This is a genomic window from Nostoc sp., assembly GCF_036919595.1.
Classification (GTDB): Bacteria; Cyanobacteriota; Cyanobacteriia; order Cyanobacteriales; family Nostocaceae; genus Nostoc.
Map to the genome: position 1 here is coordinate 104,344 of NZ_JBALCO010000157.1, position 17,054 is coordinate 121,397.

At 40.4% G+C, this 17,054-nt stretch carries 15 protein-coding genes; 4 read left to right on the plus strand and 11 right to left on the minus strand.

Going from position 1 to position 17,054, the window contains the following annotated elements:
* Positions 1 to 168: 168 nt before the first annotated feature.
* The 3 genes from V7K21_RS24455 to V7K21_RS24465 all read right to left on the minus strand — a co-directional run bounded on the left by V7K21_RS24455 (position 169) and on the right by V7K21_RS24465 (position 1,472).
* Positions 169 to 363 carry a hypothetical protein gene (locus V7K21_RS24455; protein ID WP_335177865.1) on the minus strand — a complete coding sequence of 65 codons (195 nt, stop codon included), beginning with the start codon at positions 361 to 363 and terminating at the stop codon, positions 169 to 171.
* Between the two features lie 708 nt (positions 364 to 1,071).
* On the minus strand, positions 1,072 to 1,344 hold the full coding sequence (locus V7K21_RS24460; RefSeq protein ID WP_335177818.1) for a hypothetical protein: 273 nt from the start codon (positions 1,342 to 1,344) through the stop codon (positions 1,072 to 1,074).
* A complete protein-coding gene (locus tag V7K21_RS24465; RefSeq protein WP_334963899.1) occupies positions 1,341 to 1,472 on the minus strand; it encodes a hypothetical protein in 132 nt (43 codons plus the stop codon). Before V7K21_RS24465 ends, V7K21_RS24460 begins: the two co-directional genes overlap by 4 nt.
* Before the next feature lie 383 nt (positions 1,473 to 1,855).
* Between V7K21_RS24465 and V7K21_RS24470 the strand changes: the two genes are divergently transcribed.
* Positions 1,856 to 2,725 carry a DUF5895 domain-containing protein gene (locus tag V7K21_RS24470; protein WP_335177820.1) on the plus strand — a complete coding sequence of 290 codons (870 nt, stop codon included), beginning with the start codon at positions 1,856 to 1,858 and terminating at the stop codon, positions 2,723 to 2,725.
* Positions 2,726 to 2,854: 129 nt separating this feature from the next.
* Here the strand turns inward: V7K21_RS24470 and mltA are convergent, their stop codons facing one another.
* Together mltA and V7K21_RS24480 are read right to left on the minus strand one after the other, a co-directional pair.
* On the minus strand, positions 2,855 to 4,114 hold the full coding sequence (gene mltA, locus V7K21_RS24475) for a murein transglycosylase A (protein WP_335177861.1): 1,260 nt from the start codon (positions 4,112 to 4,114) through the stop codon (positions 2,855 to 2,857).
* A 3-nt stretch (positions 4,115 to 4,117) separates the two neighbouring features.
* Complete coding sequence (locus tag V7K21_RS24480; protein WP_229463410.1) at positions 4,118 to 4,372, minus strand: hypothetical protein; 255 nt, start codon at positions 4,370 to 4,372, stop codon at positions 4,118 to 4,120.
* A gap of 543 nt (positions 4,373 to 4,915) precedes the next feature.
* On the opposite strand from V7K21_RS24480, the gene V7K21_RS24485 reads away from it, so the two are divergent.
* Positions 4,916 to 6,295 (plus strand): serine/threonine-protein kinase, encoded by a 1,380-nt coding sequence (locus V7K21_RS24485; RefSeq protein ID WP_335177822.1) that lies wholly within the window; start codon positions 4,916 to 4,918, stop codon positions 6,293 to 6,295.
* Between the two features lie 147 nt (positions 6,296 to 6,442).
* Here the strand turns inward: V7K21_RS24485 and V7K21_RS24490 are convergent, their stop codons facing one another.
* Positions 6,443 to 7,351, minus strand: coding sequence for a Tll0287-like domain-containing protein (locus V7K21_RS24490; protein ID WP_335177823.1), 909 nt, complete (start codon positions 7,349 to 7,351; stop codon positions 6,443 to 6,445).
* 181 nt (positions 7,352 to 7,532) lie between these two features.
* Here V7K21_RS24490 and V7K21_RS24495 point away from each other — a divergent pair, with 181 nt between their 5' ends.
* The gene (locus V7K21_RS24495; protein ID WP_335177863.1) at positions 7,533 to 8,387 is read left to right on the plus strand and encodes a phosphate/phosphite/phosphonate ABC transporter substrate-binding protein; all 855 of its coding nucleotides are present in this window, start codon (positions 7,533 to 7,535) and stop codon (positions 8,385 to 8,387) included.
* A gap of 284 nt (positions 8,388 to 8,671) precedes the next feature.
* On the opposite strand, the gene V7K21_RS24500 is transcribed toward V7K21_RS24495, so the two are convergent.
* From V7K21_RS24500 to V7K21_RS24520, 5 genes are all read right to left on the minus strand, one after another.
* Positions 8,672 to 9,442, minus strand: coding sequence for a hypothetical protein (locus V7K21_RS24500; protein WP_335177825.1), 771 nt, complete (start codon positions 9,440 to 9,442; stop codon positions 8,672 to 8,674).
* Positions 9,443 to 9,921: 479 nt separating this feature from the next.
* The gene (locus tag V7K21_RS24505; RefSeq protein ID WP_335177827.1) at positions 9,922 to 12,672 is read right to left on the minus strand and encodes a GAF domain-containing sensor histidine kinase; all 2,751 of its coding nucleotides are present in this window, start codon (positions 12,670 to 12,672) and stop codon (positions 9,922 to 9,924) included.
* 555 nt (positions 12,673 to 13,227) lie between these two features.
* Entirely contained in the window at positions 13,228 to 13,698 is a 471-nt protein-coding gene (locus V7K21_RS24510) for an NADAR family protein (protein ID WP_273767987.1), read from the minus strand.
* Between the two features lie 510 nt (positions 13,699 to 14,208).
* A complete protein-coding gene (locus V7K21_RS24515; protein WP_335177829.1) occupies positions 14,209 to 14,925 on the minus strand; it encodes an ROK family protein in 717 nt (238 codons plus the stop codon).
* A gap of 288 nt (positions 14,926 to 15,213) precedes the next feature.
* A complete protein-coding gene (locus tag V7K21_RS24520) occupies positions 15,214 to 15,930 on the minus strand; it encodes a HAMP domain-containing protein (protein ID WP_335177831.1) in 717 nt (238 codons plus the stop codon).
* A 147-nt stretch (positions 15,931 to 16,077) separates the two neighbouring features.
* On the opposite strand from V7K21_RS24520, the gene V7K21_RS24525 reads away from it, so the two are divergent.
* Positions 16,078 to 16,581: a 2TM domain-containing protein gene (locus V7K21_RS24525; protein WP_335177832.1), complete on the plus strand. Its 504-nt coding sequence runs from the start codon at positions 16,078 to 16,080 to the stop codon at positions 16,579 to 16,581.
* The last annotated feature ends 473 nt before the right edge of the window (positions 16,582 to 17,054 follow it).

A 17,054-nucleotide genomic window follows, 5' to 3' on the forward strand; every position in this document is an offset into this window, starting at 1 on the left:
TGTTACCTGAAGCTTTAATATTTATGTTTCTGCATCAAGCTCAGTGAAAAAAAGGAGAGGATTGTTACTCTCATAACGTAATATGAAGGAAAATTTTCAGCTTAGTGATCAAGCCTCGCAATCCGTTCACACAATTCACGAGCGTATGCGTTGTCAGAAAATCATCCCTTAATAGTCATTGTCAGCCACACAAATTCCTTTACATTTAATACCGTTCGTAGCTGTGCGCTGGCAATGAGAACATAAAACTTTTTCGTTTTCTGTTTCTTGATTGATATTTATATTAGTGCTTGCAGTAAAAAAGTCTTTTTCGGTCTGGATTTTTACAGTCATAAGGGTGGAGGGATTTTTTGCGGTTGACATTTTACAAGTTAGTTAGAAGCGATGATCAGAATCTCAATACTGATTGGCTGTATCTCTTAGCAAGGCATACTAGTTTATTATTTTACTTTTATTGCTCCTCACTAAGACTGAGTATTTCAGCTAAAAATATACAAGCGTTAGCGTTCAGCGTCTCGTAGGGAGGAAAGTTTGGGCTAACAGTTTGCCTTTAGAAAATACAAGCGAGTCAAAGTTGCACGCAAGAAGCGATCGCTCTTTCTAGCAGCAACTTTTCTTTCGCCAATTTTTCACCGCGAATTAACCCCCGACTTCTAATCCCTTCCCTGTATCCTACCCCAAACAAAAAACCTTTTGGCTGGATGCTTCGGGTGATGAGGCGATCGCTGCAAGCAAAACTTCTTCAATTCCTCATACAAGTGCATAAATTATACTAATGGGTAAGGAGCGATCGCCTTTACATTAGAATTAGCGAATTAACTTCAGTGGATTTGAACTATTACTTCCAATTGTGCGATCGCGCTACTGCTAGATTTCCTCTCTATGAGACGCTTGACGATGAATGTGATATGACTAATTCTTTGAATCATTCTTCCTTGTTAAAGTGAATTAGACCTGGGTTGCTGAACACTCTTGCAAGTCATTTTATTTCCAAGGGGACAGATAGATTTCTGTATGCCTTTACTTCGATTCAATAAAGTATTTCTGGACAATCTCGAAAACATAGCGCAACTAAGATACTTTTGGTTGCTGCCATAGGATGAGTTTCAATTCAGAGCAGTTGCAAGCCCCATTACTAATTTCTCCTTCGTGGGCAGCTATCCAATCATAAATTTGTGTAGCTTTTGCTAATGCCGCTCTTTCTGAACGATAAAGCCGAGGGGTAGGGCAGTAAGCTTGGCCATTGATATGTATAGCTGCAATCTGCCAATAATCGCTGTCTTCACCCTCTGGTACAACTTCTAAAAACCCGTTACTGTAAGGCTCGATTATTCCTATATTCATCTACAACCATCAAACTTTAAAACAAAGGCCACAACAAAGCTGATACCAGCCAATTCTTCCGAGTCAAAGCTGGAATCACCAGGGAATGCAGTAGCAACCCCTGCTAATGATTGTGGGTTCGTAGTCAATGAAAATCTGAATTATTGGTCACTTTTTGGTTTGATTCCGTTATTGGGAGCAATAATGGCAAGAGGAATAGGCACAAACTAGGCTAAATTACTTCTCGGTCAGTAATGCAGTTTCACTCTAACAATACTGAGCAATAAGTGCTGAGTGCCTAGCACTATTTCGATGAGGATTTGTTGTTACAAAACGAAACAGGGATTGCAACATAGATTGATTCTGCCTTAATCTGGAAAAACTACTACGCCAGTTTGATGCCACGTTCGCCCTTCTTTTGAGCGCGACGTGCAAAGGATGGGTGACGCTCGAACCAACGCTCTCCTTCTGGCTCTCCAGGATCAGCGTGCTGATAAACTTGTTCAATAAAACACTTTGATAGCCTAAAACGATGAAAGCATCTGCTAATTTCGACTTTGAAGACGAGAAATTTAATGCACCGCCTTCTCAAGTCATCCCCTGGTGTCAGATGATTAATCCTCGGTATGGCACAGATGGTATGCAATCCCACGGTTTGGCGATTAAGCTAGATAATGCCAATGCTGTCGGCTTTGTGCCAGATGATAATTGGCAGCAGGTAGAGCATGAATTTAGCTCTGGAGTCGAAACGGTGTTTATTAGCACTAGTCCACACTTGGTTTTAGTGCGTCGAGGGCCATTGTCTGTCAAAGACCGAGAAAGTGGTCTAAAACTGGGTACGCTCAAAGAAAATTATGATGCTTTTTTGGCCGACAAACTTAAATTTAAAACCTTTACTCGCTATCTAATTTTTATAGTGGGTGAGAATAAAAAGTTGTTACATGAATCACCACTACAACTAACTCTTAATGGTGCCGCCGGAGCGAGTTTCAGCAAAACCTACTGCGAATATCAACAAGGTAAAGTAGTTAGTGGATTCGTTGCTGAACTAGAAAAGGCTTATGCTGTTTACCGCAAGCAACCCTTGACACCAAAAGGCCCTTTGTTCCACGCTCACGGGATTTTTTGCCCGATAATTGAGTGTGAAGAAAGAGGTATTGAACCAAATACAGTTCTGGTAGCTTCAACTGTAGACTATAAACATCCGACAGTAGGAGCTTTAACACAATACTTAATTGCTTCCGATTCTCTTGAGTCTGCAATGATTTGCAAGACTTTTGAAGAATACAAAGATTTTGGGAAGGAACCTGTAAAATCAGAAACGCCTAAATTGGCGATGGCAGGAGTTTCCAACTCTTACGTTTATGCTGATGAAGATGATTTTGCTTATCCGCCGTACTAAAAAAAGTGAGGAGTGAGGAGTGATAAATGATGAGTTTTGAATTAATAACTCCTAACTCCTGTACAGACGCGATTAATCGCGTCTCTCCTAACTCCTGTACAGACGCGATTAATCGCATCTCTATTAACTTTATTCTTTGAGCAGCAAATAATATAGTGAACCATTACCGCCTGTGATGCCAGCGCGATCGCCTGCTAGTTTACCAGACCCCATGAAATAATCTACCCGTCCTGGGCCTTTGATGGCGCTTCCTGTATCCTGGTCTAGCACAAAGCGGCTGACAGTACGTCTCTCTAGTTTGCCACCACTGGCAGGATAAGGAAATGAGTTATGAATCAGGGCTAGCGCTCCCGGTGGCATGAGAGACTTATCTGTAGCAATGGAACGTTCTGCTGTCACTGGCACACGAATACAGCCTGTAGCTGCGGTACCACCAGTTTCTTGAAAGAAAATAAATCGTTTCCAGCGTGGCAGATAATTGCTCAACTCCTGCGGCCGTCGCCGGAAGAAAGCAGTCATCCGTGGCAGTGTCAATCCATCTAGTGGAAGTTTGCCATCTTTGGCTAGTTCTTTGCCGATACTAGTCCAAGGGTAATCAGTTCCACCTGCATAGCCAACTGACGTTGTTTTGCCATTAGTTAATTTAATTTGGGCAGAACCTTGGATATGTACCATGTATGCGTCAAAGCGATCGCGAAACCAAAGCAGTTCTAAACCGCGCAACTTGCCCTTATTTCCTTGTAAACCATCCTTACCTTCCAAATCAATTCGTTTTGGGTGGGGTTTACGCCATTGGCTGAAATCAGGTGGTAGCCGATAAAGAGGATACTTATATATTGAAGTCCTGACACGGCTAGCAGTGTAAACAGGTTCGTAGTAAGCAGTGAACTTAACAGTACCTCTGCCATCGTTGCCCACAGACTGGTAAAAGACAAACTCACGGCGGACAGCGGCTTGTAGTTGCGCTGCTGACTTAGAACCGATAACCAGTTCGCGGAAACGTAGCAAACTCGTGCGGACGCGATCAAGGGTAATTTCCTTAACTGGATAATTTTGATATGCTGCGATCGCCTCCTTCTTTGTTAGGTAAAGCAGACTATTGTCAATGGAAGCCAACAACGCATTGCGATCGCCTATTTTACCTGTTTGACCCCAAATTTGGTCATCCCAACCCAAACAAGTCTGCCCGAACGCACAATCGCTTGCAATAGCGATTGGTTTTAGCGGTGGCCTTAACTCAGGAGTAATTGGTACTGGTAGAGGTGGAAGATCAGGAGTTGTGGGTACTGGCAACGGCAGTAAATAAGGAACCTGAGCAACAGCCGACCAGAGAGGGTTTATAAGGGCAATTCCCAAACTCAAGGAAAGCAAAGCAAGGGTTTTTCTCATCATTTAGTTGAATCTTTCAACACTGGAACTAAAAACGGGTTCTACCCGGATTGCCACAATCCGAGAAGGGCGGATGACCATATACTCCCCTTGAATATTTTTGATCGGCACGCTAATAAAGTCATTAGAAGCAGACTTTGGCACAAGTTCGCCACTATACCACTTCTGAAACTCTTGAATAGTAGGAAAACGTACTTCTTCCCGGTGACCGCTTTCCAGTAGGAGGTATACGGCATATTCATTTGCAGTTCTAGGCATAAGGTTGGATCGTTTGAAAAACATTCAACCCATTGTTAACCACGTAACCCCCGAATGAAAAGGGTAAGCATACGGGAGGTGGGGAGCAGAGAGGCAAAAGGAAATAAATGACTAATGCTCAATGACCAATGTTGCATGACTCTTCACTGTAGACGCCTAATCCTTTAACCAGTTCCTTAAAAAGTGTAATGTTTATATTAGCTGTTGCATAACGGCGAAACTTCCTCTACCACCAGTAGCCTATAAATTGAGCTTTAGGGGAATCACCTACTTTATAAATAAAACTGCACAGGGAGAAGTTACCGTAGTCTCTCAACCGACTAGTACTTCAAAAGTTGCGACACTACCGATTTATGAGGAATTAAAACTTCAACAATAATATGGCTACAAGCCGATCTGGAGTTTAGGAAGTCATGAACTTGTAGTACAATCCTCAAAAAACTTTGGTATTTCAGCACTACCTACCTAATTTATTTCTCAACAAACCTTGCCAAAGCTGGTAGTTGTGCCAAGATTAATTTGAGGACTTAGGCAAGTGACACAATGTTAGGACAATTATTAGACGGACGTTACCAAGTCCTTGAAATCTTAGGTGGAGGTGGATTCGGTCAAACCTATATTGCCCAAGATACCCATCGCCCAGGTTTCCCGAAATGCGTTGTCAAACACCTTAAGCCCGTCACTCGTAGCCCTGAATTTCTCGAAACCGCTAGACGGCTATTTACAAGTGAAGCAGAAACACTAGAACAACTGGGCAATCATGACCAGATTCCTCGGCTTTTAGCCTATTTTGAAGACAACCAAGAGTTCTTCTTGGTGCAAGAGTTCATTGAAGGGCATACTCTCAAAGCAGAACTATTCCCCAATCAACCTTGGACAGAAGATCAAGTAATTCAACTGCTCCAACAGGTTCTGGGTATTCTACAATTTATTCACAGCCACAACGTTATTCATCGAGATATCAAGCCGGACAATATAATCAGGCGGCAACAAGACGGCAAGTTAGTGCTGATTGACTTTGGCGCAGTTAAACAAGTCCAAACTCAACTGGTTACAGTTCTAGGGCAGATGGGGGCTACTATTATCATTGGTACTCCAGGATATATGTCTACAGAACAGGGGCAAGGTAAGCCCCGCCCCAACAGCGATATTTATTCCTTGGGCATTATTGGTATTCAATCGCTGACGGGGTTACATCCGATAAACTTTGAGGAAGACCCAGATACAGGAGAAATTTCTTGGCAGCGTCAGGCTAACGTCAGTTCTGGGTTAGCATCTGTACTATCTAAGATGGTACTACACCACTTCAAACAACGCTATCAGTCTGCGGCTGAAGTTCTACAGGCGCTTAAGGATCTCGATACTAAAATAGAAGCGCAATCACTTCAACCACTATCTTTTACACAACCGCCTCAAGCTTCACTTTCTCAACAAAACTCAATTGGGTATTCGCCTGTTTCTATCCTGTCTTCAGACAATTACAGTCGGTTGGAACCAATTCTTTTGGAATTTGTCGGCCCCGTTGCCTCAAGATTACTACGACAAGTTGCGGCATCAGCGCCCAACCCCGAAGAATTAATTAGTCAATTGGCCCTTCATCTTCGAGTAAATCAACAAATTGATTTTAAGAAGAAAACAATGTTTCTATTAGAGAAACCTACTCTACTACAGGAACTTACTGTTAAATCGGAAATTAAGTCAAATAATTTCCCAAGCCAAGAACCTCAAGGAATCAGTGATAGCTTTGTGCATCAGTGCGAACGGGAATTGGCTAATTTAATTGGGCCAATAGCTAAGTTATTAGTCCAAAAAGCTGTTAAGTCTTCTGGGCAGATTTCTCGTGCAGAATTTGTGAAAGTTTTAGCATTACAAATTCCCGATCCTCAAAAAGCTTTGCAATTTCAGCAACGTCTACTTTCTTAAATTTTTAGTTGATACCAATTTTTAAAAAATGCAACAAATGGGTAGGTTGTATTTAGCTTGACTTTTTCATAATCCAAAATAGTTTGACTGAGCGAACGCAAGAGCGTCTCTAAGAATTGCCATCTAAAATCAAAAATGAAATTAGCTCTAATTATTCAGCATCTCCAGAGCTATTTTTAAGCTAGCTTTCATTCGATTAAATGCTTCTGCTAACCCGCCAATTTCATCATTAGAGCTTTCTTCAAAATCAGCGTTCATATCACCCACACTAACTTTTTGGGCTATTTTCTCTATTCTTCTGATCCGCTGAATAACATATTTTTTAATTAAGAAGTTAATTAAGAAAAGTACGAGCGCAAAGATAGTAATTAAAATTGCCATTATCAATATCCAAGTCCGTTTGGCATTGGCAAAAATCTCTTGAGAGGGAACAGAGATTATTTGGGCAGAAACAATCTGATTCAGTTTCCAGCCAAAACCATTTTCCGATCCATAAGTTACCAGTTGACTCTTAGGAGCCTGATCTGGTGTAGTATGACATCGCAGACATTGTTGTTGTGTAATCTTGAGTGGTTGGGCAATATAAAATACTTCACCTTCTGACAAGGTGCGAAAGCCAGTAATTTCTAAAGTCTTTGGTTCGTTGCGAAAACGCTCTACAAGTTGAGTTTCAAAACTATCGGCTTTATCTGCTAAATTAGTTGGATTAAGTGTTGCATCCTTATGAAAAAAGTTTTTATATTCCGGCTTTTTACGAAAATTCTCAAAAACCTCTTTAGAGGAAAAAGTTGGTACTACTTCAGGCATAAACGTTGGGTTAGTATCTAGTCTAGGTTCCAATAGAGGAACTATCCGATTTTGTGTATAATCTCTAACTGCGTTCACCATTTGGATGAGAGTCTGTGCTTGAGAAGCGACTTCATTTTGCGCTCTCCCTTGAAGTACACTGGATAAGGCAACACCACTTCCCACAATACTGACTATGAAAACTAATATTAAAAGTAAGTTAAATTTAGCACCTATTTTTAAGTTTTTTAATGTAATGTTGTTTAACATAACCTAAGCAACGAAGGTGGGATCTGAGTTTGTCTAATATTTATTTATACCTGTTAGAAAGCATCTCAACAATATTTAAATAAATATTAATTTTTTGTTGCAATGTAACCTATTTAGGCAGCAGTCAAACTTATCTAAATTAGTCCTGAAAGCCAAGTTATATCTTTAACCATAATTAATGATGTTTTTGCGATTTCCCCGTCGTTTATTTCTATTTAATCTGCTAGGTTTTACATTTGCTGCCTGCCAATCACCAAAGGAGTTTGAAGGCACGTTAACTATTGGTGTTATCAACTATGGTGGAGGCGAACAGATAATTAGCCAATATGCTAAATTCAATAGTTACTTGGGTGAAAAGACAAACTCATATATTCAGCTAGAGCCTGCTTTTAATGAAAATAGAGCGGTTGAGCGCCTTCAGGCTCGTGCTTGGTCATTGGTATTTGCTCCACCAGGTTTAGCGGCTATTGCGATCGCACGTCATCAATATGTTCCCCTGTTTCCTTTAATAGGTATTAGTAATTTGCGTTCAATCTTCGTTGTTCGCAAAGACAATCCAATATCTGACTTAAAACAGCTGCAAGGTCAAACAGTGGCTTTAGGTCAGTTAGGTTCAGCAACAGGATATTATTTCCCACTTTACAATCTTTATGGTACAACACTAGCAGAGATCCTATTTGCACCCACACCCAAAGCCGGGCTGGAATTGGTTGCCCAAGGAAAAGCGATCGCCTGTGCTGTCTCGGAGGCGGAATTGGCTCTCTACGGTTCACAGTTGGGCCCAACCGAATTTCGCATATTATTTAAAGACCCTCACTATGTACCATTAGGTGTGGTCTTGATTGGACCGAATGTAGAACGTAACCGTCAAGAATTCATCCGCAAAGTTATGAGTGATGCACCTTCAGGTTTAGCTCAAGAAGTAGGGTATATATCCAATGGACAAGTACCAGATTACAAATACATGATTTCTGTGGTTGATCGGCTGAGTTCGATTACTTCTCAGCTACAAAAAAAACCTGTTCGTTTATTTTAATCAACGTAAAATCAACCTTTTTAGCGTTTACTCTTATTTAAATCCTCAAATAATACTCAAAATCCTGCTTCTCAATTAGTTTTCGTGCTACTGAAAAGATGAAGGAAGAGGTGAAGGCACAAGAAGACCCGCCAGAGTTTTGCCGTCAAGCTATCCAAGAAAAGCTAGATAAGGATAAAAAGAAATAATTATAAAAAACTCTAAATATAAAAAGCTCCTGATAAGTCAAAACAGTTCAGTGAGGAGTGCTATAGTTCGATTTTTGGTAAGTAATATTATCTTGCTCAAAAAAACAATTTGAATCGTGCTAGCTGATTTTCAATGGTTCCTGTGAGGATTTTATTTAATTCTGTGATGTCTTGGAATTGCAAAATTTGCTGTGTGGGTAAGTCGAAGGAAAATTCCCCTTCAAACTCTGGGCGTTGCATTTGCGCTAGTAAAATCTGTTCAGACCGCTTACTTTGAATAGCATAGCCAATCTCAATACAGACATTAGGACTGGGAATTAGTTGGGGAGTTTCTTTACCATCAATACTAGCAATGGGCGTGGTGTCAGCGATAAATAACAAACTCTTACGGATTTTTCGCATGACTGTCCGGTTAATCCGTACAGGCGCACCGCTGGGACGAGAGGATTCTACTAATGTTAGGGGAAAGCGCGATCGCTTGTTTAAACTGTCCAAACTTTTTCGCAGTTCTTCTCTTAAAACATTCGTCGCTGCGGCATACTCAGTTTGATAGCACAAAAAAATCGTTGGTTCTAACTGAGCTAACACCGCCTGCTTGGTGAAATAAATTTCATGACTAATTAAGTCAATGTTAGCTACGCAATAGCCACCACTACCTTCAATATAAAATTCAATATTTTCCCCTTCTAAATAGCGTCCAAACCAAGTTGATTTCTTAACTTCGTCGCTTTCTTCCAAAAAGTCTGCTCGCAATGCTGATTTCAACAGGCTTTTTTTGCTTAAGCGAATGTCTGGCAGACGTTTTTCCAGTTCTGGAATCGGCTCGTAATCCTGTAGATACCACGCTCTAAGCGCAATAATTGACATAAGGCGCTATTTAAACTATTTCTCACTATTCAACTTCGTATAATCTTACACCCAGAGGAGACCCTAGCTCAGACTTTTCTTTAAATACAACAACACCCAAACCTTTAAATGCTGAACTATTTCCTCCTCTTCTTTATTCTATCCAGGGATGTAATCACTTTCATCGCTTCTGTAAACAAGTAATGAAAATCAGTTACGGCGTCCCCTAATCTTCCATATTTGAGGAAATAGCAGTTTTCGCGTTGGGTGCTGCTGTCTTTTTACGAGACAGATGTAATAAGTTAAACAGCTTTTTTTACCTCTTATTACATTTCAAATGTAGCTGTTATATCTGCTAGTGAATGCTTATTTAGTGGCTTTAACTATTAGATTATCATTTGGGGATGGGAGGAATTTTTTTTGCAACGAAACTTTACTTTTGAAGAATTTTTAATCATTGTACCATGAATTATTTATGCAAGAAGTCTATTGATTTTGGTTTAAGGCTTGACGGGAATTTCAATCCAGAATTCTGTACCTTTGCCAGGTTCTGAAATACACTCCATTATTCCACCATGTTTTTCGACAATAATTTGATAGCTGATTGCCAGTCCCAGTCCTGTACCCTTGCCCACAGGTTTGGTAGTGTAAAACGGGTCAAAAATTCGCTTTTTCACCTCTTGAGTCATTCCGGGGCCATTGTCACAAATACGAATCAACAGACGAGAGTTGTCTACTGAGATTTTAGTGGAAATATAAATAGTCAGTATTGGGCATGAGGTATTCCTTTTGTCCACCTTGTCCCTAGTCTTCAGTTCCCCAGTCCCTAGTCTCCAGTCCTCAGCCCCCATTATCAGGGCATCTATGGCATTGCTGAAAATATTCATGAATACCTGATTCATTTGGCCGGCATAGCATTCCACCCTGGGGATGTTGCCATAGTCTTTAATTATCTGAATACCTGGAAATTCAGCATTTGCTTTCAGGCGATGTTGCAAAATTAATAAGGTGTTGTCAATGCCTTCATGCAAGTCAACGCGCTTGTTTTCAGCCTCATCCAAGCGAGAAAAATTTCGTAACGACAGCACTATTGAGCGGATGCGCTCAGTTCCTACTTGCATTGAACTCATGATTTTCGGGAGGTCTTCTACCAAAAATTCAAAATCGATCGCTTTGATCGCAACGTGAATTTCACTATGTGGGAGGGGATAGTGTAACTGGTAAAGGCGTAAAATTTCTAGCAGTTGTTCGGTGTAGTCACAGGCGTGGCACAGGTTACCGTAGATAAAGTTAACGGGGTTGTTGATTTCGTGGGCGACACCCGCTACCAACTGTCCTAAGCCAGACATTTTTTCGGTGTGAATCAATTTTGTCTGTGTTTCTTGGAGTTCATGTAGGGTATGCTCTAAATGTGCAGCTTGATTTCTGGCTTCAGTTTCGGCATCACAGGTTTGTTTGTAGAGTTCTGCTTGTTGAATGGCGATCGCAGCCTGATCTCCTAGCTGTTGCAATAAATCAATTTCTGCATCCTGCCAATTTCTGGGAGCCTTACACTCATGGGCAATTAGTAACCCCCATAGTTGTATACCCATGTTTATCGGAACTATTAAGTTTGCTTGCACTTGCAGACTCTGCAAAAACTCTCGATGACAATCACTTAAAGGATCTGTTAAAACGTTGTTAATTGCTTGTACTCTGCCCTGAAAGTATGGATTTGTATACTGATCAGGAAAGCATCCCGGTGGTGCTTTTATTCCCAAAACTGACTGCCAATTGCCATTAATCTCTTCCACAATCACCGATTTACTCTGAAGTTGGAAAATCAGCACCCGGTCTGAGTTTAGCAGGGGACGGACTTCCCGGACGATGGATTGCAGGGTTGTCTGCAAGTCCAATGTGCGGCGAATCTGCTCTGTGACTTGCTTGAGTACTTTGGTAAGCAGTAATGATTTTTCGAGTTCAGCCGTTTGCTCTTGCACCCGCAGTTCTAAGTTGACATTCAGGGCTTGTTCCTGTTTATACATTTGCTGCTGCTGAATTGCCATTGAAAAATGATCGTACAAGGCTTGCGCCAATAAGATTTCTTCCGGTTTCCACTCAGCTGCTTGCCCCTTTTTTTGCTCTCGCCAAACTTCAAAGGAAAGCTGGGGTAAAAGTTGTCGCCGATTTTGTTCACATAGTCCCGCCCACAAGATTTCAGTTTCAAATTCCGAGCGAAAAATGCTTAATAGACCGATAAATTTTTCGCGGTAATGTAAGGGAATCACCATGAGTCCGCGAATTTGAGTAGAACGGAATGCTAAAGCCAAAACTCGCAAACGTGGTTCTTTATAGAGGTCAACAGTTGTCCAAATATTACCTGGTTTCCACTCAGCCATCCAGTTTTGCCACATAGGATGCTGTTCGATAATACTGTTGTCTAACTCGTAGGGGAGTGTAGGTTGGTCGCCCCAGGTGTATAGTTCCCGACTCTGTTCAATGTAAAGCCTGCCACCGACTCCACCGAAGGCAGTAATAACTTCTTCTAGCGCTCGCTGCAATTGGATTATCGGTAGTTTATGCAATAGTGTAGTAACTCGGTTAATAGTAACTTCTCGCTCTTGCTTGGCGAGGGTTTCAGTGAGTAGATTACTTTGAGCGATCGCGATCCCTACCTGATCGGCAACTTGCTGCGATACTTTTAGTTCCCGCTTCAAAATCTTTCGCGGTTCACTATGGTGAGATACTAACAATCCCCACAATTTAGGCTTTGCCGATTGTTCTTGGGGGTCGCAATGTAAAATTGGTACTACCAAAGAAGACTGCACGCCCATTGCCTTTAAGTATTGAATATGGCACGGGTCTACCTGCCGATAGTAAATATTAGTTTGTAGGGGTTTGCCAATTTCTTTTGTTTGTAGAGGCGATAGCCCGATCTTCTCGTTTGCTACATCGACAATCGAACGTTGTCCCACTGACAAAAACATTTCTCTGGCCACTTCGGGAATATCATGAACTGGGAAGCGCAACCCCAATAACGATGGCAGACGCTGGTTATGAATAGATTCAGCAATAACTTCACCATCACCATTAGCATCAAAGCGATATACCATTACTCGATCTGAACGCAAAAATAAACGTACTTCAGTAACAGTAGTCGTTAATATTTCTTGCAGGTCGAGCGATCGCCTGATCTGGTTTATCATCAGATGCAGTAAACTTTCTTGGTCTAAGTTTTGCTGTAAACCTTTTGGTTTATCGGTAAATGTCATTGCCTATATACACCATGACTGAAGTATAATTTTTTTTATAATTGTCTTTGATAAAAATTTTCAACTTACAATGCCTTGATTTTCATCCAATTTCAAGAAATTCCTGCTACAAATGCGTTGCTTGCGGCATACATTTGTTGCAAATATTTTTGGAAATAGATTTTAAGGATATTTGAAAAGTATCAGATATTTTACTTGATTCCCGTAGCCTTATAAAATTTATTTAAGTAAATATTAAAACGCTTACTGTATCAGTAAAGACTTTTCAAATATTTATCAGGTCTAAAGTTAAGAAACTTTAATCATTGTCATCTATTAATTTTATATTCTAAAACATGAAGTTATTCCAGTAATTATACTTAAATTTATGCCTTAATAATTTCCTTAAATTCAAAATATTTTTTGACGATTTTTACCCATTAATTCAATTAATTAAGATTTTTTCAAATAAACAACTAAATTATTGGCAACTTTTTCAAATATTTTTGGCTGGGGAACTTTACTATTCCCCGTACAATTGCTGATTTTATGTTGAATGTAACTATTTTGATGAAATTATTCGTAAATTACCGTTAAAGATAGTAACTTACGGATTTCTTCACGTACACTCATGAGAGTTTTACCGAGATGGTTTTGACCTGTTTTATTAGCACCACAGCCCCAAAAAGAATCGGTTGGGGAGTTTTCAACCAAAATCTCATCGCCTGTATTCAGGAGAACTTCTCTAATATCAAGATGAGTAAGAAACTTTTTGAGTACAGCTTCTCGCATAATTTGAGTTTTCACCAAATCCCAGTCTCGACGGAATTGGCGAGTGTTACATCTTCCCAAAGCGGCAGCTTCTTCTGGGGTGGCGGCGGCATGAATGAGGGGTATAATTGCCGCATCTGTGCTGCCGACAAACTTTTGCGCTTGATAATAATGCTCAACCGTTGGCCAGTAAGTACCCTGGATGTGGATTCTATGGGGAGAAAAGTTAGAAAAACAGCCATAAGGCTGCCAAACCTTATAAAAGTAAATAGTCATTTGAAAATTGCTCTTTTATATATCAACTTCAGGGTAGCTGAAAGATTGATCGCACTCGCAACCCAAAACCAAACTTATCAAACAGATTTTCTCTCGGTTCATATCATTGGGGATTCTTCCCAACGCCTTATAAAGATTATCAAACTTCAGGGTAATTGAAACTTTATCAGATTTGAAAACCCCTCATTTGTATGAAGGGTTTATAACATCATACTACGGGAATTATTTTACACAATACTTGGAACAACAAGTTTACTACCTTGCTCATGAGCTTACCCTGGATGTGCTGACCACCTAGTAGCTTCTCGCCTTGCTCATTGACTGTCTTCTTGAGTGAGTCGCAGTGGTAAATCAATTCTTTAGTCAGTTCGTTCTCTGGTAGCCTTCCAGTTTCCACGTCGGTTAAGATGATAAAGCTCCTGTGGATGCTATGGGTGCTAATACCCTTTGCAACCAATCCAGCCCGCCCTTAGCGCTTAGTACGCCCAGTTGTGGCTACTGAAAAACTTTTTACTTTTTCTCATCTTGCCATAAAGCAATACCGCCTAATAAACCAGTGATATTGGGGATGAGTTTCACATTTAACGGTAGCTGGAAATTCACTCTCACGGCTTCACCACCGCCAATGTAAAGGTAATCATAATTGAACAGATGTTCCAAGGATGCGATCGCTTTTTCTAAACGCCTGTTCCATCTTTTCTCACCAATTTTTTCTAACTCTGCACGCCCCAACTGTTGCTCAAAAGTCTCTCCTTTGCGAAACGGATGATGCCCCATTTCCATATTCGGTACCAGCTTACCATCCATAAATAAAGCCGAACCAAACCCTGTACCCAGAGTAATCACCAATTCTACACCTTTACCTGCGATCGCTCCAAACCCCTGCATATCTGCATCATTAATCACTCGCACAGGCTTATTTAAATGTTTTAATAATGCTGTTTCCAAATCAAATCCAATCCAATCTGGATGTAAGTTTACCGCTGTTTCTGTGACTCCAGACCGCACCACACCAGGAAAACCGACCGAAACGCGATGAAATTCACCTTGAGCCGCTGCTAACACAACAATTGCATTAATTACAACATCTGGTGTAGCAGGTTGGGGTGTATCTAAACGTGCCCTTTCCGTTACAGGATTCCCCGTAATATCCAAAACCATAGCCTTAACGCCACTACCACCAATATCTACTGATAGGGTACGAATCGATCCATTTTCTTTAACCATTAGCTTAAGTCCTTGTTATTAGTCCCTATTTGGTTATTATCCTCTGCCGCATCTTGATTAGACTGGATATAACTAGAGTTCTTCACATAGGGATTTATAAGCGATCGTTCCCAATTTACACATAGGAAAAAATCTGGCTTGCTTTGGGCGGGGTTATACAGCAGTTTTCTTTTGCATGAAGTACAAAGCTACGGGTTTTGAGGCAGTCCGGCTTGAGGTAGGAGGTAGAAACTCTTTATATCTGATGCGTGAGTCCTGCATTTTGTACCTCAATTAAAGAGCAAACTGCTATTGGGCAAGGATGCTGAGTTCTTTGATCCTAGAAACTTTTACTGCTAAGTCTAAGTTACCAGATGCGATCGCACTACTTGCTTGGCTTAACTCCCAAATAGGTTTGATAATCCAACGAGAAGTGTAGATTCCCAAAATTGTTGCTATACCTAATGCACCAAGACACAGAAAAATTGTTGTCTGGTTATGGGCGTTGATTTGTGCCATAAAATCGCTTTCTGGTACAACGACAACTACTAACCAGTCGAGACCGAACTCGTCTTGCCAATTCATGACGTGGACAAATTCGCGATCGCTTTTAAACTCAAAATCTAGTATTTGGGTGTCTTTAATTGCCTTAAAGTTGCCAAATTTGTGCTGTAAATACTTTGCTGTCGCTTGAATTAAGGGATCACTACTATTTAATGCGCTTAAGCGTTGCGCTTTACCATTTATTAACGTAAATGGTCTGTGGCTACTAGAATTAGCTATTAATAGCCCGTCGCGTTCAATAATAAAAGTTTTTGCTCTTGGGCTAACTTTTAAGTTTCTCAAAAAATCACTGATACTCGACAGCAGCAAATCAGCGCCGATCACACCAATCATTTTGTGGGTCTTGTCGCAACTAAAGAAAAAGGCGATCGCATCCTCGAATCTGTCCCTAACGGTTAGGTACAAGTTATTAAATATATTTATGCCTACTGACAACCAAAAGTGCAGGAGCGATAGACGCATTTTACTCAAAGTTAAAAATACAATACATTAGACGCGCGACAACATCCAGATTTGCTAATGTAGAGATAATGGAAATAGTACTGGCGTAGCTGCTTAAAATCTATTGGGTAGCAAATTTCTATTAAAACTAATATAAGCGAAAGAATTATGACAGCGTTTGAACCTCAAAGCATCCGCTCTTATAGCCAAGAAGATGTCCAACAAATTCTGCACTTAGCGATCGCTCGTCAAGCTAATGACAAGGATACAGAATTTTCTTATGAGCAGATATTAGAAATTGCTGCTGAGTTAGAAATTTCACCTGATTCTTTAAAATTAGCAGAACGTGATTGGGTAGGGCTACAGAGCCAAGTCCAACAGCGAAAAGCTTTTGACGCCTACCTTATCATAAGATTTCAGAAGCGTCTAGGGAATTATGCAATTTTTAATGGCTTTTTGATACTGGTAAATTTAATCACTGGTGGCGGAATTTCTTGGTCGCTGTACATTTTGCTATTCTGCGGATTACCTGTAGGGCTGGATGTTTGGAATACCTTTCAAATAAAAGGCGAAGAGTATGAAATGGCATTCCAGAAATGGAGTCGTAAGCATCAGATTAAGAAAACCATCAGTACAGTTTTAAATAAGTGGTTTAAGGCATTACAGGCTTAGTATATTTGCTTGCGTAAGCGTACCCACATGGAGAATCGAGCTACGCGCAGCATCTCATAAACAAGCTCGTCGTAGACATCGCTAATTCAAAAAACCACAGTAGAATTCGGGGTCATATTTACCAGAATATTTGTTGTATAATACCACTGAAAGAAAATCTGAATAAACACAGGAATTATTAGGATTAATATTGATGTTACAGTAGTTATTGATTGGATGAGAACACCAACATTCCTATACAAAGCATAGGAACCAGAGAAACGAGATAAAATGGAAAATCGAGCTTTTTTCGACTTGTGTGTACACCGTAGCCCTGCTTGCACTTAGGGAAGACAAAGCGTAGCTTTGGTGGAGTAGGGTTTTTCAGGTTTAATAAGTAATCAAGCGGACATGATATAAAATTCTTGTTTATATCTTTTGAAAGCAATGCAAGCTATTAACCTTGGAATAGAATTCCAAGCAGGGATTGTCAT